The organism is Streptomyces sp. NPDC058195, assembly GCF_042883525.1.
In the GTDB taxonomy this organism is placed as follows: Bacteria; Actinomycetota; Actinomycetes; order Streptomycetales; family Streptomycetaceae; genus Streptomyces.
The window spans coordinates 212,527-235,528 of sequence record NZ_JBHVVM010000002.1; the positions used below are offsets into that span (position 1 = coordinate 212,527).

Below are 23,002 nucleotides of genomic sequence, written 5' to 3' on the forward strand. Positions count from 1 at the left end.
CGAATCCCCAAAAACCCCGAGCGGAGCCGCCGCACCGGCGAAACCCGTCAATGGTCCTAGAACCCGTGGGTAGAGTCCTCCGTTCCACATCCGCGAAAGATGTGGGGAACAACACTCATCGACGCGCCCGCGACCGCGGTGGTTCCCGATGCCGGCCGCACACCGGCGACCAGCGGACGGAACGGCCCCGGCCCGTGTACGGAACGGGCCGGGGCCGGTGTTCACCAGCTGTCGGTCCCGCCGCCCGCGGCGACGTGACCGACGTCGTTCTCATCCATTGTGCGGGACGCCCGCAACCCCCTCCCCGCCGTCCTCCGCACGGTCGTCCGCGTACGTGTCCGCCGTGTCGTCCTCGGCGTCGAACTCCCAGGCGTCCGGGTCCTCCGGGTCGTAGTCGACGGATTCGCTGCTCCAGGAAGCCTGGGCGATCTCGACTCCGGGTACCCCGCTGACCAGGTCGAACGGGTCGACGAGCGAAGCGAGGGCCTCCGCGTCGTCCTCCCGTACGGCGGCCTCGGCGCGCTGGCGTTCCCCGGCGGACTCGCCGCCCGGCTCCCCGTACTCGGCGGCGATCGATTCCAGTGCGGTGCCGCCGAGAGCGGCGGAGTCCGTGATCTCCAGCACTATTTCGACACGAAGCCGTACGAAACGCGCTGACTCAGATGTGCTCATGCGCCGGAGCGTAAGCTCCCCGGACCCCCGGCTTTCCCGCGACCCGCTGCTTTCACTAGCATCGGCGCACTTGCTGAACTCACGGCTGTGACAAGGGGATCGATTCCGTGGCCGCCGCTCGTCGCCCGCTCCTGACCTCCACCGCCGCGGCCGCTCTGCTGGCCGCACTGTGGTTCGTTCCGTCCGCCAACGCGACGGACGAGCCGGCCGGTACGGGGCAGGCGCGGGAGAGACTGGCCGTCACCGCCCGGACCCCCGCGTCCGCACCGGGGCTGACCGGCGCCGAGGCCGGAGGCGAAGCGGGGGGCGGGACCGGGACCGCAGCCGGGGTCGACACCACCCCGTACCTGATCGGCGGGGTGACGGCCCTGGGCATCGGCGCCGCGTTCGCGCGCACCTCGCGCGGCGCCTCGGCTCCGCTGCGGGGCTGAGGCGTGGTGGAGCCCCTCGGTCAGCGGGACCGTCCGCCCGGCCCCCGGTAGCGCGTCGGCCTCCTCCGGACCCGCTCGGCGGCGCGCTGGCAGGCGCCGTCGGCGAGCACCGCCGCGGCCTGGCGCCGGGCCCCGCACCGGGCGAAGCCCTCCGTAAGGCGCCGGACCGTCCCCCTCCGGGTCGAGCGCCGTCACCGTCCCGCGCCCGGCCGCTCCCGCGGCGTGCGCGCGGGACGCATGATCTGCCGCGTCTCGCCCGCCGTCGCCGCTTCCGGGCGTGCGCGCGGGACGCTCGCGGCGAAGGCCGTGAACCCGGCGGCGTCGCTCCGATCCGGGCCCAGGGACCGAGCGGCCAGGCGCTCGCCGAGGCGCCGCACGGCATCGCCACAGCTGGCCGAAGAGGATGCCCATCGGGCGGTGCTCACGACAACGACCCGCCGGAAAAGGGGACTTCGCTCCAGACCGGCCAGCACGTCGGCCGCCGTGCGACGAGCCCGCCGCGTCCGTCCCGTCCCACGTCGCGGGGCGGGACAGCCAGTTACAGCGGGCCAAACGACCCATCGCACGTATCTTTCGGTGGATTTCCCCGGCCCGGCGCGTCCCGTACGCCGCCTTCCCGCCCCGCCATCTGCTCTCCTCGGGCCAACCCAACCGATGGCGACAGGGAGTGACGGATGCGACACCATGCGCGGTCGGGTCTGCCGGGAGGCGGACCCGCCACGGGTGCCGGGGGAGCCGGGGCCCGCCTACGCGGGCGGCGCCGGAGAACCGCCGTATGGGCGGTTGCCTGGGCCACCACACTGGCCATGACGGTCGGCCAGGGAATCGCGACGGGCGTGCCGGACGGCCCGCGGGCAGGCTCCGCGGCCGTCTCCCCCCGGGCGAGCGCGCTGCCGGCCTGGCCCTGTCCGTCCGACCAGCCGACCGGCTACACCTTCCAGACCCTGCCGGCCGAGGGCGAGCCCCCGCCGCGGATCACCCAGATCGACCCGTCCTCCGGCGGTGTGTCGGCGGCCGGTGAGACCGCGCTGGGCATGGAGGCCGTCGGCTACAACCCGCTCGACGAGTACTTCTACGGAGTCCAGGTCGACGACCCCACCCACCAGGTCTTCCGGGTCGGGGAGAGCGGCGCCCTGGAGCCCGTGGGCTTCGACGCCCCGTTCGCCCCGGTCGCGGGCGACATCGATCCGCAGGGCCACTGGTGGATCATGAGCGACTCCGGCCAGTGGGCCGAGATCGATCTCTCCCCCAGCTCGCCCGCCTACGGCGTCGTCCTCGCGTCGGGTGACGTCGGCCAGCAGGCGCCCGGCGACTGGTCGTACATGGACGGCCCGAACGGAACCGGCCTGTACGGGCTCCGGGGCGCCACCAGCGCCCCGCCCGCGCACCTGGTGTTCTTCAGCCCCGACACGCAACAGCTGGACGACCTCGGGCCGGTGGCCGGGGACTACCCGTCGTCCCTCTTCCGGGCCACCTTCACCGACGGCACGTACCTCTACGGGATCTCCGACCGGACCCTCGTCCGCATCGACCTGGGCGCGCGGACCGCGTCGGCGATCGGTGAGGTCCCGGAGACCCAGCAGGACGGCGCCCAGTGCGCGCTGCCCGTGGCGGCGGCGAACCTGTTCCTGACCAAGCAGATCCACGGCCGCAACCACCCCGACGACCAGTTCAAGATCGGGGTCTTCGACGACACCGGCAACCTGCTGACCTCGAACACCAGCCAGAACGGCGACGACGTCGTCACCGCCCCGCCGGTGCCGGTCGAGCCGGGCCGCACCTACCACCTGTTCGACCACCTGACGAACGACTTCTTCCCGCCCTTCCCCGACCAGTACCACTCCGAGGCCCGCTGCACCGACGACACGGGCAACGAGCTGCCGCTGGAGGGCGGGCCCGGCGACTGGACCTTCCGCGCGGTGCGGTCCGGGGAGATCCACTGCGTCATCGACAACTTCGCCGTCGGCCAGGCCTCGATGGACCTGGTGAAGGAGGTGGACCAGCAGGCCGCCGCACCCGGCGACGTGCTCCACTACACCTTCCACGTGACCAACACCGGCACCACCGTGCTGGACCACGTCGCCGTCGACGACCCGCGCCTCGGCGCCCACTTCGACTGCGGGCCGATCCTGCCGGGCGAGGTGCGGGTGTGCGGTGCCACCGACTACCAGGTCACCGAGCAGGACGCGGACGAGGGCGCCGTCACGAACGACGCCCACGCCAGGGGCGAGGCCACCAACGGCCAGGTGACCGAGGCGGACAGCTCGGCGAGCGTCTACGTGCTCCGGCCGAGCCCCGAGATCAGCGTCGACAAGAGCGTCGACCCGACGACCGTGAACGCCGCCGGGGACCAGGTGACCTACCACTACCAGGTGGCCAACACCGGCACGTCCTCGCTGAATGACGTGGCGCTCGACGAGCACGGCTTCACCGGCACCGGCCCCCTGTCCGCGCCCTCCTGCCCCACCACTTCCCTCGCCCCCGGCGAGGTGATGACCTGCACGGCCACCTACACCGTCACCCAGCAGGACATCGACGCGGGCGGGATCGACAACGCGGTCACCGCCATGGCCGTCGACAACTCCGGCCAGGTCGTCGAGTCCCCGGCCGATCAGGCACGTGTCGAGGCGGAACGGTCGCCGGGGATCGACGTCAGCAAGACGTCGGACAGCGGGCCGATCACCCAGCCCGGCCAGGAGGTGCGGTACACCTACACCCTCACCAACACCGGCAACACCACGCTCTCCCACGTGCAGACCCAGGACATCGAGTTCACCGGCCACGGCCAGCTGCTGCCGCTGGACTGCGGCGGGTGGGACCACACGCTCGCACCGGGTCAGTCGGTGTCCTGCCACAGCAGCTACGTCACCGAGCCACTGGACGTGGACCAGGGCGGCTTCACCAACACCGCCCAGGTATCCGGGTTCTCCCCGGACGGACAGGAGGTGGTTGCCCAGGACAGTGACACGGTGCTCATCAACCGGGAACCCGGACTCGCACTGCGCAAGTCCGCCGCACCCGACGCGCCCGAGGACTTCACCGTCGGCCAGGAGATCACCTACTTCTACGAGGTGGTCAACACCGGCAACACCACCCTGGACGACATCGCGATCGACGAGACGGAGTTCACCGGCAGCGGTCCGAAGCCGGACGTGTCCTGCCCCGAGGGCTCCCTCCCGGCGGGCGGATCCCAGACCTGCACCGCGGCCTACACGCTGACCCAGCAGGACATCGACCAGGGCACCGTCGCGAACACCGCGCACGCGACCGGCACCTCCGCGGACGGCGAGGTCACCTCCAACACCGGCTCCGTCGTCCTGGAAGGGCCACCGGCCCGGCCGGGCCTGTCGCTGGAGAAGTCGGTGAGCCCGGCCTCGGTCGACGCCGCCGGACAGCGGGTGACCTACTCCTTCCGCGTCAGGAACACCGGCACCACCACCCTGCACGGGCTGCACATCGTCGAGAACGGCTTCAGCGGCACGGGGGGCTCCCCCGAGGTGTCCTGCCCCGTCACCACACTCGCACCGGGCGCCGACACCACCTGCACCGCCGCCTACACGGTGACGCAGGCCGACATCGACGCCGGAGCGGTGGACAACACCGCCACCGCCGCCGCTCTCGAGCCGGGCGGGGAAGACGTCGTCTCCGAGCGGAGCGGCAGCGTGCTGACCACGACCGGCACCGCCGGGCTGCGCATCGCGAAGACGGCCGCGCCGGGCACCGTGTGGGCCGCGGGCGAGACCGTCGCGTACGAGTTCACGGTGACCAACACCGGCTCCACCACCCTGGTGGCGCCCCGCGTCGTGGAGAGCGCGTTCAGCGGCAGCGGCGGCGCACCGGCCGCCGCCTGCCCCCAGGAGCCGATCCCGCCGGGCGGGAACGTCCTGTGCACCGCGGGCTACACCGTCACCGACGAGGACATCGCGGCGGGCCAGATCACCAACACCGCGCACGCCGTGGCGACCCGGACCGACAACGCCGAGAACGTCACGTCCCCGAACGCGGATGCCGCGGTGAGCGTCTCGCGGGCCTCACTGGCCTTCGACAAGAGCGTCAGCCCCACCAGGGCCGCCGTCGGGGAGACCGTGACCTACGCGTACAAGGTGACCAACACCGGTAACGCGGCCGTGCACGACCTGCGCGTCCTCGACACCGCCTTCACCGGCACCGGGGTCCGGCCTGAGGCGTCCTGCCCCGTGACCGAACTGGCCGCGGGCGCGTCCACCACCTGCACCGCCGTCTACACGGTGACGGCCGCCGACGCCACGGCCGGCCGGGTGGACAACACCGCGCACGCCACCGCGGTCAACGGCATCGGCGCGGTCGTCGTCTCCCCGGGCGACTCCGCACGCCTCACCGCCACCGGTTCCGAGCCGGAGCAGGGCTCGCTGAGCCTGGTGAAGAAGGCGAAGGTCGAGAAGAAGGGCGGCGGTCACTGCTCCTCCGGCGGCAAGCACGGGGGCTGCTCCTCGCGCGGCCCGTCCGGCGGCGGCGGTGGTGGCGGCGGCACGGACACCGCCCGGCCCGGCGACGTCATCCACTGGGAGCTGACGGTCACCAACACCGGCGAGACCACCCTGCACGACGTGACGGTCATCGATCCGACCGGCGGCAAGGTCACCTGCCCGGAGACGACCCTCGCCCCCGGCGCGTCGATGACCTGCACGGTCCCGCCGCACACGGTCACCGAGGAGGACGCGAAGGCCGGTCGTGTCACCGACACGGCCACCGCCCGCGCGCTCACCCCGAACGGCACCGAGGTCGCCTCCGCGAAGGCCACGGCCACGGTCGAGGTGAAGCGCTCCGGAAAGGACGGGCCCAAGAAGTCCGCCTAGCCGGAACCCGGCCACCGGGACCATGAACGGGCCCGCGTCCGGCGCTCCTCCCAGGAGCCCGGACGCGGGCCCTCTGCCGTCACCGGTCGGCCCGGCCCGCTCCGGCCCTCAGAACCCCGCTCCGGCCCGCTCCGGCCCTCCCCGGCCCCTTCAGGCCAGCGGCCCGGTCACCGCCTCGACGGCCTCGACCAGCTTTCCGGCCCGTACGAACGCGTCGGTCCCGGCCAGGTCCGGCGCGAGGAAGCGGTCCGGTCCCGGCCCCTGCACCCCGGCCGCCCGCAGCGCCTCGACGGCGGCCCGGGAGGCGGGCGCGGGCACCAGCCCTTCGGCGGCGCGCAGTTCGACGGCGCGGGTGGCCGCGTAGAGCTCGACGGCCACGATCCGGGTGAGGTTGTCCACCGCGGTACGGAGCTTGCGCGCCGCCGACCAGCCCATCGAGACGTGGTCCTCCTGCATCGCGGAGGACGGGATCGAATCGGCCGAGGCGGGCACCGCGAGCCGCTTCATCTCGCTGACCAGGGCGGCCTGGGTGTACTGGGCGATCATCAGGCCCGAGTCCACCCCGGCGTCGTCGGCGAGGAACGGCGGCAGCCCGTGCGAACGGTTCTTGTCCAGCAGCCGGTCGGTGCGGCGCTCGGTGATGGAGCCGAGGTCGGCCGCGACGATCGCCAGGAAGTCGAGCACGTACGCGACGGGCGCGCCGTGGAAGTTCCCGTTCGACTCGACCCGGCCGTCGGGCAGGACCACCGGATTGTCGACGGCGGCGGCCAGTTCGCGCGCGGCGACGGTCGCGGCGTGGTCGAGGGTGTCCCGGCCCGCGCCGTTCACCTGGGGCGCGCAGCGCACCGAGTAGGCGTCCTGGACCCGGGGCGCGTCGTCCTGGTGGTGACCGGTGAGCCCGGAACCGGCGAGCACCCGCAGCATGTTGTCGGCGCTGGCGCCCTGGCCCGGGTGCGGGCGGATGGCGTGCAGCTCCGGGGCGAGCACCTTGTCCGTGCCGAGCAGCGCCTCCAGGGAGAGGGCGGCGGTGATGTCGGCGCAGGTGTAGAGGGCGCGCAGGTCCGCGAGGGCCATCACGAGCATGCCGAGCATGCCGTCGGTGCCGTTGAGGAGGGCGAGGCCCTCCTTCTCGCGCAGCTCGACCGGGGTGATGCCGTGGGCGGCGAGCAGTTCGCCGGCGGGGCGCACGGTGCCGTCCGGGCCCTCCGCCTCGCCCTCGCCCATCAGCGTCAGCGCGCAGTGCGAGAGCGGGGCCAGGTCCCCGGAACAGCCCAGCGAGCCGTATTCGTGGACGACCGGCGTGATGCCCGCGTTGAGGACATCGGCCATGGTCTGCGCGACCTCGGGACGTACGCCGGTGTGCCCGGAGGCGACCGTCTTCAGCCGCAGGAACATCAGCGCGCGGACGACCTCGCGCTCGACGCGCGGCCCCATGCCCGCGGCGTGCGAGCGGACGATGTTGCGCTGGAGCTGGGCCCGGAGGTCGTGGCCGATGTGCCGGCTGGCCAGCGCCCCGAAGCCGGTGGAGACGCCGTACACCGGCTCGGGCTTGGCGGCGAGCGCGTCCACGATCTCGCGGGCGGCGGCGAGCGCGTCGAGGGCGGCGGGCGAGAGCTCGACGCGGGCGTTGCCCCGGGCCACGGCGATGACGTCCTGAGCGGTGGTGCCGGACGTCCCCACCACGACTGTATGCATATCCATATTCAGAAGCGTACGGATTGAATCCCTTCATGTCACTAGTGGTCGCGCGGTTGACCCCTTACCGGCCGACGGGACACTCAGGGACGGCTGCCGCGCAGGTGGCGGCGTTCGTGCGCGTGCCGGGGCGGGGCGTCGGCCAGCCGGATCGCCTCGTCGTCGCGCCCCGCCACCACCGGCACCGTCGAGCGGGCCGCCTTGGCCCGGTACTGGGCCGCGTCCGCCAGCCGGAACAGCCGCCGCGCCGACACCACGGGGCCGACCGGGTCACCGGTCGACGCGATCCCGCACGCCACCCCGTCACCCAGCTCCAACTCGGCCGCACGCTCGCAGAGTTCGGCAGCCACCCGGATCACCTCGTCCTCCTCCGGCCCCACCGCGAGCAGGCAGAACTCATCCCCGCCGAGCCGCGCCGCCAGCGCACCCGGCAGCATCGCACCGCACCGGGACAGCACCGAGCCGAAACGTTCCAGCAGCCGGTCGCCCACCGCGTGCCCATGGGTGTCGTTGACCCACTTCAGTCCGTTGAGGTCGCACACCACCAGGCTGACCACCGAGCCGTCCGCCCGGTGCCGCTCCACCGCCTCCTCCAGCCGGACGTCCACGGCGCGGCGGTTGGCCAGGCCGGTGAGCGGATCGGTGAACGCGAGCCTGCGCACCTCCTCCAGCCGTTCGGACTGGGAGATCCCCGCGGCGACGACCGCGGCCAGCACGGTCGCGAAGGCCGCGTCCGCCCGGTCGAACACCGGCGCGCCCAGGGGCCGCGCCACGTACAGCTCGCCCCAGGCCCGCCCGTGCAGCACCACCGGCGCGACCACGCAGCAGCCGCGCCCGCGCCGGCGCAGCGCGGCCACCCGCTCCCGCCCGTACCCACTGCCGTACTCCCGGCCAGCGCCCGGCGCCCCGTCCGCCGGTCCGTCGGCGGTCTCCACCCAGGCGTCCGGCTCACCGCCCCCGGCCCACCGCTCATGCAGGAACTCGGTGATCTCCGGGAAGCGGTACACCGGGTACACCTCCCCCTCGGGGAACTCCTCCTCCCCCTCGGCCCGTTCGCCCGCGTTCACCAGAACGCGCAGCCGGCCGGGCCCGCGCTCCCACACCGAGAGCGCGGCGAAACTGCCGCCCAGTGCCTCGCACGCGCCCAGCGCGGCCGCTCGCCACGAGCCCCGCGGGGTGTGTGCCGCCGCCATCGCCTGCGCCAGCGCCACCACGGCCCGCAGCCGCGCATCATCACCCATCGCTACAGCTTATGTACCTTTGCGGAGATTCGATCGATTCGACCACGCACCGTGAACACTCCGCCCATACGGTCACGCTGCGCGATCGCCCGGGGGCCGCCGGACCGGACCGCGTCACTCGCCGGGCCAGTTCGGCTTCCGCTTCTCGTTGAACGCGGCGACTCCTTCGGCCCGGTCTCCGGAGAAGGCCACCGACCGCCAGGCGGCGTCCTCCACTTCGAGCCCGGCGCGCAGATCGAGGCCGTGCCCCAGCCGCAGCGCCCGCTTGGCCGCCCGCAGGCCCACGGGGGAGTTGGCGGCGATCCGCCCGGCCAGCTCCAGCGCGGCCGTCCGGTCCCGTCCGGTCTCCACCAGCTCGTCGACCAGCCCGAGTCCGTGCGCCTCGGCGGCCTCCAGCCGGCGGGCCGTGAAGACCAGCTCGGCGGCGCGCGCCGCACCGACCCGCCGCGGCAGTAGCTGCGTACCACCGCCGCCCGGGATGACCCCGACCGACACCTCGGGCAGTCCGACCACGGCGGTGCGGTCGGCGACGATCACGTCGCAGGACAGCGCCAGCTCGAAACCACCGCCGAGCGCGAAACCGTGCACGGCCGCGACGGTCGGCATCGGCAGCTCCAGCACCCCGGTGTACGCGGCGCGGGCGGTGGGGCGCTGGCGCAGCAGCTCGGCGTCGGTGAAGGAGTTCCGCTCCTTCAGGTCCGCGCCCACGCAGAAGGCCCGCTCGTGGCTGGAGGTGAGGACGGTGACGCGCACGCCGGGGTCGGCGGCGAGCGTGTCGCAGGCGGCGGCGATCGAGCGGGCCATGTCCGTGGACACCGCGTTCATCGCCCCGGGCCGGTCGAGGACCAGCTCCGCGACGTGCTCCTGCCCCTCGTGGACCCGTACGACGACGAACTCCCCGAACCGCTGCTCGGACGTGACGGCCATGACTTCACCCCTCCGGTTAACGAGCGTTACCGGTGGGATCCTATGGCGCGTCCCCGACAACCGCTCCGGGGCGGGGTCGCCGGGCCGGGTTCAGGAGGTGGTGCGGCGCGCCAGCAGCCAGGGCTCCACCACGCCGAGCCCGCGCACCGGGCGCTGCCACATCGGCTGGAGCCCGTAGCGGTACGTCGGCACGGAGACCGGCGCGCCGCCCTCGCGGCGCTCCTTCTCGGCCACCGCGGCCAGCTCCGCCGCCGCCACCTCGGAGGCCGGGGCGTCACCGGTGCGGGTCAGCTCCTCGGCGAAGGCCCCGTCCACCAGCACGGCGTCCTTCGGCGCTATCGAGGTCAGCCGGCTGGCGAGGTTCACCGTCGTGCCGAAGACATCGCCCATCCGGGTGGTGACCGTGCCGAAGGCGATGCCCACGCGCAGGGCGGGCATGGTCTCGTCCGGCGTCATCGCCTCGATCAGGCGCAGCGCGATCTCGGCGGCGGTGCCCGCGTCGTCGGCGGCGAAGAGGACCTCGTCACCGAGGGTCTTGATGAGGCGGCCGCCGTGCGCGGCCACCAGGTCGGCCGAGGTGGTCTCGAAGGCCTCGACCAGCTCGCCGAGCTCCTCCTCCTCCAGCCGCCGGGTCAGCCGGGTGAACCCGACGAGGTCGGCGAAGCCGACGGCGAGCCGACGGTCGACCATCTCCTCGTCGTCGGCGGCCTGGACGACCCGCCCGGTGGCGGCGGCCAGCTGGCGCCGCCACACATAGACCAGGAACTCCTGGAGCTCCGGCAGCAACAGCTCGATCAGCGGGTACGTGACCTCGGTACGGGTCATTCCGGGCTCGGGCGGTTCGGTCAGCCCCTCCAGGAAGGAGTCGATCTGCCACTCCGCGAGCCGGGCGGTGGTCTGCCCGGTGGACCGGGCCACCTGGATCGCCATCGGCTCGCTGAGCAGCCCCGCCTCGACGAGACCGGCGAGCCGCCGCAGCGCCAGCACGTCCGCCTCGGTCAGCGCCTTGGCCTGCCCGATGTCGGCGAAGCCCATGGCCCGCCAGAACCGGGAGGCCAGGTCCATCGAGACCCCGGCGGTCCGGGCCGCCTGGAACGGCGTGTAGCGACGGTCGGCGCCCAGGATCAGCTGTTCCAGCCGAATCGCGAGCGGGTCGTCGGTCGGCTCCGCCGTATGGTCGACTTCGTGATGCGGTGTCGCGTGGACCGAGGGTTCCGAGGGGGGCTGTGAGCCCGCACCGGAGGTCGTGTCGTCGACGGTCACCAGCCGCCTCCTGCCCGTTCCCTGCGCACTGCCCTGCCGATCTGTCCGTCGGTGGATCGAGTCAACGATACGGCAGGTGTGCCGTGGCTCACGCCGGTACGGCCTCCCGGAATGTTCCCGGGCGGGCCGCGGGAGGCGGAGGGTTTCGGCCGGTGAGGGGTCGGCGAGGGGTGTGCGGGAGGGCGTGGATTCACCCACCGGGGTGTCCCGGGGGCGGCTGCGGCGCCGCCTCGGGGCGGCCCCGGGCCCGTGTCAGACCAGGCCGCCCGCCACGCCCCTGAGGTGGACGATGTCCCCGGCCGACACGGTCTCCCGCGTGCCGTCCTGTGCGGCCACGACCAGCCGCCCGTCGCCGTCGACCGCCACGGCCTCGCCGACGAGGGTCCGGTCGCCGGGCAGCTGGGCCCGCACCGTCCGGCCGAGGGTCGCGCAGCCCGCCGCGTACGCCTCCTGGAGGCCGCTGGCCGCCGCGTCACCGCCCGCCGCACACCACTGGCCGTACCAGTGCTCCAGCGAGCGCAGCACGCCACGCAGCAGCGTCTCGCGGTCGGTGGAGACGGCCCCGGCCAGGGCCAGCGAGGCCGCGGTGGGGGCGGGCAGCTCCTCGGCGCGCAGGGAGACGTTGAGGCCCATGCCGATGACGACGCCGTCCCCGGCCCGCTCGGCCAGGATGCCGCCCGCCTTGCGCTCCGCCCCGTCCACCGTGACGAGCAGGTCGTTGGGCCACTTCAGCGCCGTGTCGACGCCCGCCGCCCGCGCCAGCCCGGTCGCCACGGCGACCCCGGTCAGCAGCGGCAGCCAGCCCCACCGCTCGGCGGGGACGTCGTCCGGCTCCAGGTAGACGGAGCAGAACAGGCCCGAACGGGCCGGAGCCGTCCAGGTGCGGTCGAGCCGCCCCCGCCCCGCGGTCTGCTCCTCGGCGACGAGCACGGTGCCCGTGCCGAGGCCGCCGGCCGCGCGGCGGGCGAGGTCGGAGTTGGTGGAACCGGTGCTCTGCACGATGTCGAGCGAGGTCCACAGGCCGCCCGGCCGCAGCAGCCCGCGACGGAGCGCGGGAACGTTGAGGGGCGGCCGGTCCAGGTCGGACCAACGGCTCCGTGGCGTATCCGAAGGTGTCATGCAAGCCAGACTAGGTGTGGCAAACGACGCACTGCCGATCCGTATCCCCGCCGATACGCTACGGATCAGTAGGTGTTCAGCACCTGATCAACGAGTGTCCAGCACCTGATCAGCAGCACAGCCGTCCCCGTGACCAGGCAGGGAGCCGCCACCCGATGTCCGAGCCGGAAGAGACCGACATCCACACCACCGCGGGCAAGATCGCGGACCTGCAGCGCCGCATCGACGAGGCGACGCACGCGGGCTCCGCACGCGCGGTCGAGAAGCAGCACGCCAAGGGCAAGTTGACCGCGCGGGAACGGGTCGACCTGCTGCTCGACGAGGGTTCCTTCGTGGAGCTCGACGAATTCGCCCGGCACCGCTCCACCAACTTCGGCATCGAGAAGAACCGCCCGTACGGCGACGGCGTCGTCACCGGCTACGGCACCGTCGACGGCCGCCCGGTCTGTGTCTACTCGCAGGACTTCACCATCTTCGGCGGCTCGCTCGGCGAGGTCTACGGTGAGAAAATCGTCAAGGTGATGGATTTCGCGCTGAAGACCGGCTGCCCGGTCATCGGCATCAACGACGGCGGCGGCGCGCGCATCCAGGAAGGTGTCGCCGCGCTGGGTCTGTTCGCCGAGATCTTCCGCCGCAACGTCCACGCGTCCGGTGTCGTCCCGCAGATCTCGCTGATCGTCGGCCCCTGCGCGGGCGGGGCGGTCTACTCCCCCGCGATCACCGACTTCACGGTCATGGTCGACCAGACCTCGCACATGTTCATCACCGGCCCCGACGTCATCAAGACGGTCACCGGTGAGGACGTCGGCTTCGAGGAGCTGGGCGGCGCCCGCACCCACAACACCACCTCCGGGGTGGCGCACCACATGGCGGGCGACGAGAAGGACGCCATCGAGTACGTCAAGTCGCTGCTGTCGTACCTGCCTTCGAACAACCTGTCCGAGGCACCGGCCTTCCCCGAGACGGCGGACCTCACCACCACGGACGAGGACCGCGAGCTCGACACCCTCATCCCGGACTCGGCGAACCAGCCGTACGACATGCACGTCGCCATCGAACACGTGCTGGACGACGGCGAGTTCCTGGAGACCCAGGCCCTGTTCGCGCCCAACATCATCACCGGTTTCGGGCGCGTCGAGGGCTACCCGGTCGGCGTCGTCGCCAACCAGCCGATGCAGTTCGCCGGGTGCCTGGACATCAACGCGAGCGAGAAGGCCGCCCGCTTCGTCCGCACCTGCGACGCCTTCAACGTGCCCGTGCTGACCTTCGTCGACGTCCCCGGCTTCCTGCCCGGCGTCGACCAGGAGTACGGCGGCATCATCCGGCGCGGCGCCAAGCTGATCTACGCCTACGCCGAGGCGACCGTCCCGCTGATCACCGTGATCACCCGCAAGGCGTTCGGCGGCGCGTACGACGTCATGGGCTCCAAGCACCTGGGGGCCGACATCAACCTCGCCTGGCCGACCGCGCAGATCGCCGTGATGGGCGCGCAGGGCGCGGTGAACATCCTGCACCGGCGCACCATCGCCGCGGCCGAGGACCAGGAGGCGACCCGCGCCGAGCTGATCGCCGACTACGAGGACACCTTGCTCAACCCGTACGTGGCGGCCGAGCGCGGCTACGTCGACGCGGTGATCATGCCGTCCGACACCCGCGCGCACGTCGTGAAGGGGCTGCGCCAGCTGCGGACCAAGCGGGAGTCGCTGCCCCCGAAGAAGCACGGCAACATCCCCCTCTAGAAAGGGTCCTGGCCATGATCAAGGTCGTTCGGGGCAACCCGACCCCCGAGGAGCTGGCCGCCGCGCTGGCGGTGGTGCGCGCCCGGACGGCGACGGCGGCGGCGTCCGGCACCTCCGCCCCGGGCGACGCCCTGGGCGACGCCCCGGCGCTGCCCGGCCAGTGGTCCGACCCGGGGCGCATCGCCCGGAGCACCCGGCACCTGCCGGGACCGCGGGCCTGGGCCCGGACGTACTGGCCCGGATAGGACGCGACCGGCCGTACGCCTGAGTACCCGTACTCAGGCGTACGGGTCACCGGGGCGGGCAGGATCGTTTCCATGCTGTGGTCCGACCCGGAGAACAAGCCCCCCAAAGAACTGCGCGAGGCCCAGGACATGATGCGCCGCGCGGGGCTGCTGCTCGCGCTCGCGATGGTGGTCGGGATGTTCGTGGCCGGTCTGCGCTGAGCGGTCCGCGGGGCGCGGCCCGGCCCCACGCGGCGCACACGGCTCTCCCACCCCGCGCGCCCCTCCCCACCCCGTACGGCTCCCCCGCCCCGTACAGCCCTCCCGCCCCATGCGGCTCTCCCGCTGCGCGCGGCTCTTCTACGATGGCGCGTATGACTGATCAGCGCCGTCTCGTGCTCGCCTCCGCCTCCCCCGCCCGTCTCGGCCTGCTGCGGCAGGCCGGTTTCGCGCCCGAGGTGATCGTGAGCGGTGTGGACGAGGACGCGCTGAGCGCTCCGACCCCGGCCGCGCTGGCGCTGGTCCTCGCCGAGGCCAAGGCCGCCGCGGTGGCGGGCCGCCCGGAGGCGGCGGGCGCCCTGGTCATCGGCTGCGACTCGGTGCTCGAACTGGACGGCGAGGCGCTCGGCAAACCCGCCGACGCCGAGGAGGCCACGGCCCGCTGGAAGTCCATGCGCGGCCGGGCCGGGGTGCTGCGCACCGGCCACAGCGTGACCGACACCGCGACCGGGCGCACCGCGTCCGCGACCGCCTCCACCACCGTCCGCTTCGGCGAACCCACCGACGCCGAGGTCGCCGCCTACGTGGCCACCGGTGAGCCGCTGCACGTCGCGGGCGCCTTCACCCTGGACGGCCGCTCAGCCCCGTTCGTCGACGCCATCGAGGGCGACCACGGCAACGTGATCGGGCTCTCGCTGCCGCTGCTGCGCCGGCTCCTGGGCGAGCTGGGCGTCTCCGTCACCGACCTCTGGGTCTGAGGCCCGCGGGCCCCGGGACGCGGGACGCGGGTTTCCGGACACCGGGGCCGGGTCAGGCCGCCGCCGGGGCGTCCCTCCCGGCGGCGCCGGCGGGCTCCTCGGCTGCGCCGGTCCCGTACGCCACCAGCGTCAGCACGATCAGCCCCAGCACCACCATCATGCAGGCGAACGCCGCCCAGCCGACCAGCCCGACCGTCAGCGCGCCCAGCACTCCGTGCGCCACGGCGCAGAGGATCAGGACGACACGCGCGAAGCGGCCGGGAGCTCGGTCACGGATTCCGGCCACCAGCAGAAGCACCCCGCACAGCAGCAGGTAGCAGCCGAAGACACCGCCCATCGCCCAGGTGCCGCGGGACATGACGGTGGGGTCCGTCCCGGCCAGCGACATGTCCTGGTTCTTGACGACGGTCGCCAGGATGCCGTTGATCAGCACGACGCCCACGGCCTCCGCGAACAACACGAGCGCGGCCACCATCGCCACCGGTCTGCGCACCACGGCGCCCACCCCCTGTTACCTGCAGTACGTGCGTCAGCGCGGACCCTACTAACGGGTAACGCTTCGTACAAGGGTCTGGTGATCATCCGTTCCGGACCGCGCTCGCGCCCCTCCCACCAGGGAACGTCCCACCAGCCCCATGCGCCACTCTCGTGCGCCGGGCAAAGAATCACTCCCCCATTAGTGGGGACTCGACAAAGAAATGCGGAGAGACGCAGGCCGTGCGAACAGAGACCTGGACCACACCTTGTGGCTACTGTGCGGTCATGAATCCCGGCGTACCGTGGTGCCACAAGGGATTTTTCGACTTGAGCAAGCCTCGAATCACACTCCGTGTGGGCAAGCTCACCAGTGGGGACGGGTCGTAGGGCCGTGTCGGTAGTCCCTAAACTCAGCTTGTTTCAAGGAGGGAGCCATCGTGCGCAAGGTGCTCATCGCCAACCGTGGCGAAATTGCTGTCCGTGTTGCTCGGGCGTGCCGGGATGCCGGGATCGGGAGCGTGGCCGTCTACGCGGACCCGGACCGGGACGCTCTGCATGTGCGTGCGGCCGACGAGGCATTCGCTCTGGGCGGTGACACCCCGGCGGCCAGCTACCTGGACATGGTCAAGGTGCTCCAGGCGGCCAAGGACTCCGGTGCGGACGCGATCCACCCGGGTTACGGGTTCCTGTCGGAGAACGCCGAGTTCGCGCAGGCGGTGCTGGACGCGGGGCTGGTCTGGATCGGTCCGCCGCCGCACGCGATCCGGGACCTGGGCGACAAGGTCGCGGCCCGGCACATCGCGCAGCGCGCCGGTGCGCCGCTGGTGGCCGGTACGCCGGACCCCGTGTCGGGTTCCGAGGAGGTCGTGGCCTTCGCCGAGGAGCACGGGCTGCCGATCGCGATCAAGGCCGCGTTCGGCGGTGGCGGGCGCGGTCTGAAGGTGGCGCGCACGCTGGAGGAGATCCCGGAGCTGTACGACTCCGCGGTGCGTGAGGCGGTGGCGGCGTTCGGGCGGGGCGAGTGCTTCGTGGAGCGCTACCTGGACCGGCCGCGCCACGTCGAGACGCAGTGCCTGGCCGACACCCACGGCAACGTCGTCGTGGTCTCCACCCGTGACTGCTCGCTCCAGCGCCGCCACCAGAAGCTCGTCGAGGAGGCCCCGGCCCCCTTCCTGAGCGAGGCGCAGAACGCGGAGCTGTACGCGGCGTCCAAGGCCATCCTCAAGGAGGCCGGCTACGTCGGCGCCGGGACGGTGGAGTTCCTGGTCGGGCAGGACGGCACGATCTCCTTCCTGGAGGTCAACACCCGCCTCCAGGTCGAGCACCCGGTGACCGAGGAGGTCTCCGGCATCGACCTGGTCCGCGAGATGTTCCGGATCGCCGACGGCGAGGCCCTGGGCTACGACGACCCCGCCCTGCGCGGCCACTCCTTCGAGTTCCGGATCAACGGCGAGGACCCGGGCCGCAACTTCCTGCCCGCCCCCGGCACGGTCACCACCTTCGCCGCGCCGACCGGCCCCGGTGTCCGTCTCGACGCGGGCGTCGAGTCCGGCTCCGTGATCGGCCCCGCCTGGGACTCCCTCCTCGCCAAGCTGATCATCACCGGCGCGACCCGCGAGCAGGCCCTCCAGCGCGCCGCCCGCGCCCTGGCCGAGTTCACCGTCGAGGGCATGGCCACCGCCATCCCCTTCCACCGCGCCGTCGTCGCGGACCCGGCCTTCACCAGCGACCCGTTCCAGGTCCACACCCGCTGGATCGAGACCGAGTTCGTCAACGACATCAAGCCCTTCACGGCCACCGCCGACGCGGACACCGACGAGGAGACCGGCCGCGAGACCGTCGTCGTCGAGGTCGGAGGCAAGCGCCTGGAGGTCTCGCTGCCCTCCTCCCTCGGCATGTCGCTGGCCCGCACCGGCCTCGCCGCGGGTGCCAAGCCCAAGCGCCGCGCCGCGAAGAAGAGCGCCTCGGCCGCCTCCGGTGACACCCTCGCGTCCCCGATGCAGGGCACGATCGTCAAGGTCGCCGTCGAGGAGGGCCAGGAGGTCCAGGAGGGCGACCTGATCGTCGTCCTGGAGGCCATGAAGATGGAGCAGCCGCTGAACGCGCACCGCTCCGGCACCGTGAAGGGCCTCGCCGCCGCGGTCGGCGGCTCGGTCTCCTCCGGCGCCGTCATCTGCGAGATCAAGGACTGATCGCGCGGCACCCACCGCGTCGCCCGGGGCCCCTGCCGAGTCGTACGACCCGTCGGCAGGGGCCCCGGCCTCTTCCCGCCCCACGCCCAGGTCACCGGCGCTTCCCGGCCATCGCCCGGTCCCCAGCCACCGCCTGGCACCCACGATGGCATCCTGGATGCCAGGCGGACGAAGGGAGAAGTGCGCACATGGCGACGACCGCGGCACGGACGCCACCCCGCCCCATGCGTGCCGACGCACGGCGGAACTACGACCGGCTGCTGGCCGAGGCCCGCACCGCCTTCGCGGAGCACGGCACCGACGCGTCCCTGGAGGACATCGCACGCCGCGCGGGCGTGGGCATCGGCACGCTGTACCGGCACTTCCCGAACCGGCACGCGCTGATGAACGCGGTCTTCCAGGATGCCCTGGCATCCCTGATCGCCCGCTCCCGCGAGCTCGCGAAGGCGCGGCAGCCGTGCGAGGCCCTGATGGAGTGGCTGGGCACGATCATCACGCACGCGGGCGCGTACCGCGGGCTGGCCCAGGCGCTCATGTCGGCGTCCCGGGACGAGTCCTCGGCGCTCTCGCAGTGCAACGTGCCGATGCGCGAGGCGGGGGCGGCGCTGCTGGCGCGGGCGCAGGCGAGCGGGGCCGTACGGCCCGATGTGTCGATCGACGACCTGATGCAGCTGACGAACGCGATCGCCCTGGCCGCCGAGGAGTCCCCGGACGACCCGGAGTTGGCGGGCCGTCTGCTGCGACTGACCGTCCAGGGGCTGAAAGGGGCGAGCGCCGAGGCGGACTGCTAAGGGGTTCCGAAGGACCGGCAGGCGGGCAGGCCGACGGCCCGGCGGGCCTGCTGAGGGGCTGAGGGTGCTGAGGGGCGAATCGAAGGACGGGCAGAGGGGCGGACCGGACGTCCGGCAGCCCGGCCGTCCAGCGGGCCGACCGCCCGGCCCCTACCTGCGCCGCAGGTCCGCCACCCTGGACCGCTCCCCCTGGCCGTCCCCCAGCGCGGACGGGCTCCGCAGCTGCTGCGGGCCCTGGCCGCCGGGGCCGCCATGGGCCGTACGCCTCTGGCCGGGCAGCGGCATCTCGCGGCGCCCCTGCCTGCCGTGCGGAAGGGACTCGGCCGCGCCGGAGCCGCCCGCCGCACCGGCCACCGCGATCTGCACCCCCTGGTCGGCCAGGGCCTGGAGCTCGGTGGCGGCGCGGTCGTCGTGGCCGGGGGGCTCGTCCGTCACCAGGCGGGTGATGAGGTCCGTCGGCACCGTCTGGAACATGGTGTCGGAGCCCAGCTTGGTGTGATCGGCCAGCACCACCACCTCCGCGGCGGCCTGCACCAGCGCCCGGTCCACGCTCGCGGAGAGCATGTTGGAGGTGGACAGGCCGCGTTCGGCGGTGAGCCCGCTGCCGGAGAGGAAGGCGCGCGCGACCCGCAGCCCCTGGAGGGACTGCTCGGCGCCGCTGCCCACCAGGGCGTAGTTGGACCCGCGCAGTGTGCCGCCGGTCATCACGACCTCCACCCGGTTGGCGTGGGCCAGGGCCTGGGCGACCAGCAGGGAGTTGGTGACGACGGTCAGCCCGGGAATCCGCGCGAGCCGGCGGGCCAGCTCCTGCGTGGTCGTGCCGGCGCCGACGACGATGGCCTCGCCCTCCTCGACGAGTCCGGCCGCCATATCCGCGATGGCCGTCTTCTCCGCGGTGGCGAGATGGGATTTCTGCGGAATGCCGGACTCCCGCGTGAAGCCGCCCGGCAGTACCGCACCGCCGTGACGGCGGTCGAGGAGTCCTTCTGCCTCCAGCGCCCGCACGTCCCGCCGTACGGTCACTTCGGAGGTCTGGACGACGCGGGCGAGCTCACGGAGCGATACCGCTCCGTTGGCACGCACCATTTCGAGGATCAACTGACGACGTTCTGCAGCGAACACGGAACTGACAGTAACGTGACCGCCCGAGTGTTTTCAGCACTTTGCACCGAATAACGGAAGTTGTACATACGGAAGGCCACCGAGTGGTATACGCGGCCCCGTTGTTGTTCCGTAGCGATCGAACCTGGTCACCCGGGCCTGCCAGAGGCCCCCGGAAGCCGCCCGCGAACAGCGGTTTTCCGGGCGGCGTCCGGTGATCCGGCCCGCGCGCTACGCCTCGCCCGCGCGCTTACGGGTGTGCAACTGCCGTGCCACTTCGGCGATCGAACCCGACAGGGACGGGTACACGGTGAAGGCGTTCGCGATCTGTTCCACCGTCAGATTGTTGTCGACCGCGATCGAGATGGGGTGGATCAGTTCGCTCGCACGCGGTGCGACGACGCAGCCGCCGACCACGATGCCGGTGCCGGGGCGGCAGAAGATCTTGACGAAGCCGTCCCGGATGCCCTGCATCTTGGCGCGCGGGTTACGCAGCAGCGGGAGCTTGACGACGCGGGCGTCGATCTTCCCGGCGTCGACGTCGGCCTGGGTGTAGCCGACGGTGGCGATCTCGGGGTCGGTGAAGACGTTCGAGGAGACCGTCTTCAGGTCCAGCGGGGCCACCGCGTCGCCGAGGAAGTGGTACATCGCGATCCGGCCCTGCATGGCGGCGACCGAGGCGAGGGCGAAGATCCCGGTGACGTCACCGGCCGCGTAGACGCCGGGGGCGCTGGTGCGGGAGACCTTGTCGGTCCAGATGTGGCCGGACTCCTTGAGCCGGACCCCGGCCTCCTCCAGGCCCATGCCCGCACTGTTGGGGATCGCGCCGACCGCCATGAGGCAGTGCGAACCGGAGATGACCCGGCCGTCGGCGAGGGTGACCTCGACCCGGTCGCCGACGCGCTTGGCGGCCTGGGCGCGGGAGCGGGCCATGACGTTCATGCCGCGGCGGCGGAAGACGTCCTCCAGCACGGCGGCCGCGTCCGGGTCCTCGCCGGGCAGCACCCGGTCGCGGGAGGAGACCAGCGTGACGCGCGAGCCGAGCGCCTGGTAGGCACCGGCGAACTCGGCGCCGGTGACACCGGACCCGACGACGATGAGTTCCTCGGGCAGCTCGTCGAGGTCGTAGACCTGGGTCCAGTTCAGGATGCGCTCGCCGTCGGGGAGCGCGTCCGGGATCTCCCGGGGGTGGCCGCCGGTCGCGATCAGCACGGCGTCGGCGGTGAGCCGCTCCTCCGCGCCGTCCGCGGCGGTCACGACGACCGTGCGGGAGCCGTCGGCGGCCTGGAGGCCCTCCAGCCGGCCGCGTCCGCGCATCACCCGGGCACCGGCCCGGGTGACGGAGGCGGTGATGTCGTGGGACTGGGCGAGCGCCAGGCGCTTCACCCGCCGGTTGACCTTGCCGAGGTCGACGCCGACCACGCGGGCGGCCTTCTCGACGGGCGGGGTGTCATCGGCGACGATGATGCCGAGTTCCTCGTAGGAGGAGTCGAAGGTGGTCATCACCTCCGCCGTCGCGATCAGGGTCTTCGAGGGCACACAGTCGGTGAGCACGGACGCGCCGCCGAGGCCGTCGCAGTCGACGACGGTCACCTCCGCACCGAGCTGGGCGCCCACCAGCGCCGCCTCGTAGCCGCCGGGTCCGCCGCCGATGATCACGATCCGGGTCACGAAAAGTCCGCCTCGCGTATGTCATCCCGCGGCCGTCTGCTGCCCCGGCCGGGGGTCCGGGGGAGCGCCCCGGGGGAATGCAGTACGTACTTCATTGTCCCGCACGCGCCAAGGTGCTTCGCCCCGGGGCCCTCCAAACGTGCGCCGGGGCGGGGCTCCCGGGGTGCGGCCGGGATCCCGGCGCGGAATCCCGCGGGTGGTCTTCCGTACGGAACCGACGTTCTCACCGTCACCTCCCGTACCCTCGGACCCATGTCGCTCTACGCCGCGTACGCCGGCAACCTCGACGCGCGGCTGATGACGCGCCGCGCTCCGCATTCACCGCTGCGCGGCACCGGTTGGCTCAACGGCTGGCGGCTGACCTTCGGCGGAGAGCAGATGGGCTGGGAGGGCGCGCTCGCCACGGTCGTGGAGGCGCCGCGCTCCCAGGTGTTCGTCGCGCTGTACGACCTGGCGGCGATGGACGAGGACTCCATGGACCGCTGGGAGGGCGTCGGCCTCGACATCTACCGCCGGATGCGGGTCCGGGTGCACACCCTGGACGGCGACGAACCGGCCTGGATGTACGTGCTGAACGGCTACGAGGGCGGTCTGCCGTCCGCCCGCTACCTGGGCGAGATCGCCGACGCCGCGGAGTCCGCGGGCGCCCCGCACGACTATGTGATGGAACTGCGCAAGCGCCCCTGCTGACCCGCCCCACCAGCGTTTTCGTGTGAACGCACAAGGCCGTGCGGCGCTAGTCTGTACCAGGGCATCTACGCGCGTAGGGAATCACCGGCTACCCTCATCCGCGTGAACGCATCAGTTATTCCGGACCAGATCCAGGGCGACCCGTACGCCGCCGCCGCCGACGCCGCCGCCCGCCTGCGCGAGCTGACCGGGGCCGAGACCCACGACGTCGCCCTCGTGATGGGTTCCGGCTGGGCGCCCGCGGGCGATGCGCTCGGCACCCCGGAGGCCGAGTTCCCGGTGACCGAGCTGCCCGGCTTCCCGGCCCCCGCCGTCCAGGGGCACGGCGGCACGATCCGTTCGTACCTGATCGGGGAGAAGCGCGTCCTGGTCTTCCTCGGCCGTACGCACTTCTACGAGGGCCGGGGCGTCGCCGCCGTGGCCCACGGGGTCCGTACCGCCGTCGCGGCCGGGTGCCGGACGGTCGTCCTGACCAACGGCTGCGGTGGTCTGCGCGAGGGCATGCGCCCCGGTCAGCCGGTGCTGATCAGCGACCACATCAACCTGACGGCGTCCTCCCCGATCGTCGGCGCCAACTTCGTCGACCTCACCGACCTGTACTCGCCGCGGCTGCGCGCGCTGTGCCAGGAGATCGACGACACCCTCGAAGAAGGCGTGTACGTGCAGTTCACCGGCCCGCACTACGAGACGCCCGCCGAGATCGGCATGGTCCGGGTGATGGGCGGCGACCTGGTCGGCATGTCCACCGTCCTGGAGGCCATCGCGGCCCGCGAGGCCGGTGCCGAGGTGCTGGGCATCTCGCTGGTCACCAACCTCGCGGCGGGGCTGAGCGGCGAGCCGCTCAACCACGAGGAGGTGCTCCAGGCGGGGCGGGACTCGGCGACCCGGATGGGCTCGCTGCTGGCCCGGGTCCTCGAACGCATCTGAGACGCGGCCGGAGAGCCACCCATCCACGAA

At 72.7% G+C, this 23,002-nt stretch carries 19 protein-coding genes; 10 read left to right on the forward strand and 9 right to left on the reverse strand.

Annotation, left to right across the window (positions count from 1 at the left end; translation table 11 throughout):
- Nucleotides 1-270: 270 nt before the first annotated feature.
- Nucleotides 271-672: a hypothetical protein gene (locus ACFVWY_RS03095; protein WP_389866749.1), complete on the reverse strand. Its 402-nt coding sequence runs from the start codon at nucleotides 670-672 to the stop codon at nucleotides 271-273.
- Nucleotides 673-779: 107 nt separating this feature from the next.
- Here ACFVWY_RS03095 and ACFVWY_RS03100 point away from each other — a divergent pair, with 107 nt between their 5' ends.
- Nucleotides 780-1,103, forward strand: a complete 324-nt coding sequence (locus tag ACFVWY_RS03100; RefSeq protein WP_389866751.1) for a hypothetical protein — start codon at nucleotides 780-782, stop codon at nucleotides 1,101-1,103.
- Nucleotides 1,104-1,909: 806 nt separating this feature from the next.
- Nucleotides 1,910-5,938 (forward strand): CARDB domain-containing protein, encoded by a 4,029-nt coding sequence (locus ACFVWY_RS03105; RefSeq protein ID WP_389866753.1) that lies wholly within the window; start codon nucleotides 1,910-1,912, stop codon nucleotides 5,936-5,938.
- A 150-nt stretch (nucleotides 5,939-6,088) separates the two neighbouring features.
- On the opposite strand, the gene hutH is transcribed toward ACFVWY_RS03105, so the two are convergent.
- The 5 genes from hutH to ACFVWY_RS03130 all read right to left on the reverse strand — a co-directional run bounded on the left by hutH (nucleotide 6,089) and on the right by ACFVWY_RS03130 (nucleotide 12,183).
- The gene (gene hutH, locus ACFVWY_RS03110) at nucleotides 6,089-7,639 is read right to left on the reverse strand and encodes a histidine ammonia-lyase (RefSeq protein WP_389866755.1); all 1,551 of its coding nucleotides are present in this window, start codon (nucleotides 7,637-7,639) and stop codon (nucleotides 6,089-6,091) included.
- A 77-nt stretch (nucleotides 7,640-7,716) separates the two neighbouring features.
- Nucleotides 7,717-8,874 carry a diguanylate cyclase domain-containing protein gene (locus ACFVWY_RS03115; RefSeq protein WP_389866757.1) on the reverse strand — a complete coding sequence of 386 codons (1,158 nt, stop codon included), beginning with the start codon at nucleotides 8,872-8,874 and terminating at the stop codon, nucleotides 7,717-7,719.
- Nucleotides 8,875-8,988: 114 nt separating this feature from the next.
- Nucleotides 8,989-9,801 carry an enoyl-CoA hydratase/isomerase family protein gene (locus ACFVWY_RS03120; protein ID WP_389866759.1) on the reverse strand — a complete coding sequence of 271 codons (813 nt, stop codon included), beginning with the start codon at nucleotides 9,799-9,801 and terminating at the stop codon, nucleotides 8,989-8,991.
- A gap of 90 nt (nucleotides 9,802-9,891) precedes the next feature.
- Nucleotides 9,892-11,064 carry an adenylate/guanylate cyclase domain-containing protein gene (locus ACFVWY_RS03125; RefSeq protein ID WP_389866761.1) on the reverse strand — a complete coding sequence of 391 codons (1,173 nt, stop codon included), beginning with the start codon at nucleotides 11,062-11,064 and terminating at the stop codon, nucleotides 9,892-9,894.
- Between the two features lie 252 nt (nucleotides 11,065-11,316).
- Nucleotides 11,317-12,183 carry a biotin--[acetyl-CoA-carboxylase] ligase gene (locus tag ACFVWY_RS03130; protein ID WP_389866762.1) on the reverse strand — a complete coding sequence of 289 codons (867 nt, stop codon included), beginning with the start codon at nucleotides 12,181-12,183 and terminating at the stop codon, nucleotides 11,317-11,319.
- Between the two features lie 155 nt (nucleotides 12,184-12,338).
- Between ACFVWY_RS03130 and ACFVWY_RS03135 the strand changes: the two genes are divergently transcribed.
- The 4 genes from ACFVWY_RS03135 to ACFVWY_RS03150 all read left to right on the forward strand — a co-directional run bounded on the left by ACFVWY_RS03135 (nucleotide 12,339) and on the right by ACFVWY_RS03150 (nucleotide 15,123).
- Entirely contained in the window at nucleotides 12,339-13,922 is a 1,584-nt protein-coding gene (locus ACFVWY_RS03135; RefSeq protein ID WP_389866764.1) for an acyl-CoA carboxylase subunit beta, read from the forward strand.
- A gap of 14 nt (nucleotides 13,923-13,936) precedes the next feature.
- A complete protein-coding gene (locus ACFVWY_RS03140) occupies nucleotides 13,937-14,167 on the forward strand; it encodes an acyl-CoA carboxylase epsilon subunit (protein ID WP_389866765.1) in 231 nt (76 codons plus the stop codon).
- A gap of 72 nt (nucleotides 14,168-14,239) precedes the next feature.
- Nucleotides 14,240-14,368 (forward strand): morphogenic membrane protein MmpB, encoded by a 129-nt coding sequence (gene mmpB, locus ACFVWY_RS03145; protein ID WP_389866767.1) that lies wholly within the window; start codon nucleotides 14,240-14,242, stop codon nucleotides 14,366-14,368.
- A gap of 143 nt (nucleotides 14,369-14,511) precedes the next feature.
- A complete protein-coding gene (locus ACFVWY_RS03150) occupies nucleotides 14,512-15,123 on the forward strand; it encodes a Maf family protein (RefSeq protein ID WP_389866769.1) in 612 nt (203 codons plus the stop codon).
- Between the two features lie 52 nt (nucleotides 15,124-15,175).
- Here ACFVWY_RS03150 and ACFVWY_RS03155 read toward each other — a convergent pair whose 3' ends face one another.
- The gene (locus ACFVWY_RS03155) at nucleotides 15,176-15,628 is read right to left on the reverse strand and encodes a hypothetical protein (RefSeq protein WP_389866771.1); all 453 of its coding nucleotides are present in this window, start codon (nucleotides 15,626-15,628) and stop codon (nucleotides 15,176-15,178) included.
- 409 nt (nucleotides 15,629-16,037) lie between these two features.
- Here ACFVWY_RS03155 and ACFVWY_RS03160 point away from each other — a divergent pair, with 409 nt between their 5' ends.
- On the forward strand, nucleotides 16,038-17,792 hold the full coding sequence (locus tag ACFVWY_RS03160; protein WP_389866772.1) for an acetyl/propionyl/methylcrotonyl-CoA carboxylase subunit alpha: 1,755 nt from the start codon (nucleotides 16,038-16,040) through the stop codon (nucleotides 17,790-17,792).
- 188 nt (nucleotides 17,793-17,980) lie between these two features.
- Nucleotides 17,981-18,583, forward strand: a complete 603-nt coding sequence (locus ACFVWY_RS03165; RefSeq protein WP_389866774.1) for a TetR/AcrR family transcriptional regulator — start codon at nucleotides 17,981-17,983, stop codon at nucleotides 18,581-18,583.
- 150 nt (nucleotides 18,584-18,733) lie between these two features.
- On the opposite strand, the gene ACFVWY_RS03170 is transcribed toward ACFVWY_RS03165, so the two are convergent.
- Nucleotides 18,734-19,705 (reverse strand): DeoR/GlpR family DNA-binding transcription regulator, encoded by a 972-nt coding sequence (locus ACFVWY_RS03170; protein WP_389866776.1) that lies wholly within the window; start codon nucleotides 19,703-19,705, stop codon nucleotides 18,734-18,736.
- A 210-nt stretch (nucleotides 19,706-19,915) separates the two neighbouring features.
- Entirely contained in the window at nucleotides 19,916-21,355 is a 1,440-nt protein-coding gene (locus ACFVWY_RS03175) for an NAD(P)H-quinone dehydrogenase (RefSeq protein WP_389866778.1), read from the reverse strand.
- A 252-nt stretch (nucleotides 21,356-21,607) separates the two neighbouring features.
- Between ACFVWY_RS03175 and ACFVWY_RS03180 the strand changes: the two genes are divergently transcribed.
- Both ACFVWY_RS03180 and ACFVWY_RS03185 read left to right on the forward strand, forming a co-directional pair.
- Nucleotides 21,608-22,045 (forward strand): gamma-glutamylcyclotransferase, encoded by a 438-nt coding sequence (locus ACFVWY_RS03180; RefSeq protein WP_376688498.1) that lies wholly within the window; start codon nucleotides 21,608-21,610, stop codon nucleotides 22,043-22,045.
- 102 nt (nucleotides 22,046-22,147) lie between these two features.
- Nucleotides 22,148-22,972, forward strand: coding sequence for a purine-nucleoside phosphorylase (locus tag ACFVWY_RS03185; RefSeq protein ID WP_389866780.1), 825 nt, complete (start codon nucleotides 22,148-22,150; stop codon nucleotides 22,970-22,972).
- Nucleotides 22,973-23,002: the final 30 nt, after the last annotated feature.

What these genes read in the sequence shown, in the direction of transcription:
- ACFVWY_RS03095 (WP_389866749.1), bottom strand. Translation starts at nt 672, where the DNA reads ATGAGCACATCTGAGTCAGCGCGTTTCGTACGGCTTCGTGTCGAAATA.
- ACFVWY_RS03140 (WP_389866765.1), top strand. Translation starts at nt 13,937, where the DNA reads ATGATCAAGGTCGTTCGGGGCAACCCGACCCCCGAGGAGCTGGCCGCC.
- ACFVWY_RS03120 (WP_389866759.1), bottom strand. Translation starts at nt 9,801, where the DNA reads ATGGCCGTCACGTCCGAGCAGCGGTTCGGGGAGTTCGTCGTCGTACGG.
- ACFVWY_RS03115 (WP_389866757.1), bottom strand. Translation starts at nt 8,874, where the DNA reads ATGGGTGATGATGCGCGGCTGCGGGCCGTGGTGGCGCTGGCGCAGGCG.
- ACFVWY_RS03130 (WP_389866762.1), bottom strand. Translation starts at nt 12,183, where the DNA reads ATGACACCTTCGGATACGCCACGGAGCCGTTGGTCCGACCTGGACCGG.
- ACFVWY_RS03165 (WP_389866774.1), top strand. Translation starts at nt 17,981, where the DNA reads ATGGCGACGACCGCGGCACGGACGCCACCCCGCCCCATGCGTGCCGAC.
- ACFVWY_RS03105 (WP_389866753.1), top strand. Translation starts at nt 1,910, where the DNA reads ATGACGGTCGGCCAGGGAATCGCGACGGGCGTGCCGGACGGCCCGCGG.
- mmpB (WP_389866767.1), top strand. Translation starts at nt 14,240, where the DNA reads ATGCTGTGGTCCGACCCGGAGAACAAGCCCCCCAAAGAACTGCGCGAG.
- ACFVWY_RS03135 (WP_389866764.1), top strand. Translation starts at nt 12,339, where the DNA reads ATGTCCGAGCCGGAAGAGACCGACATCCACACCACCGCGGGCAAGATC.
- hutH (WP_389866755.1), bottom strand. Translation starts at nt 7,639, where the DNA reads ATGGATATGCATACAGTCGTGGTGGGGACGTCCGGCACCACCGCTCAG.
- ACFVWY_RS03150 (WP_389866769.1), top strand. Translation starts at nt 14,512, where the DNA reads ATGGCGCGTATGACTGATCAGCGCCGTCTCGTGCTCGCCTCCGCCTCC.
- ACFVWY_RS03180 (WP_376688498.1), top strand. Translation starts at nt 21,608, where the DNA reads ATGTCGCTCTACGCCGCGTACGCCGGCAACCTCGACGCGCGGCTGATG.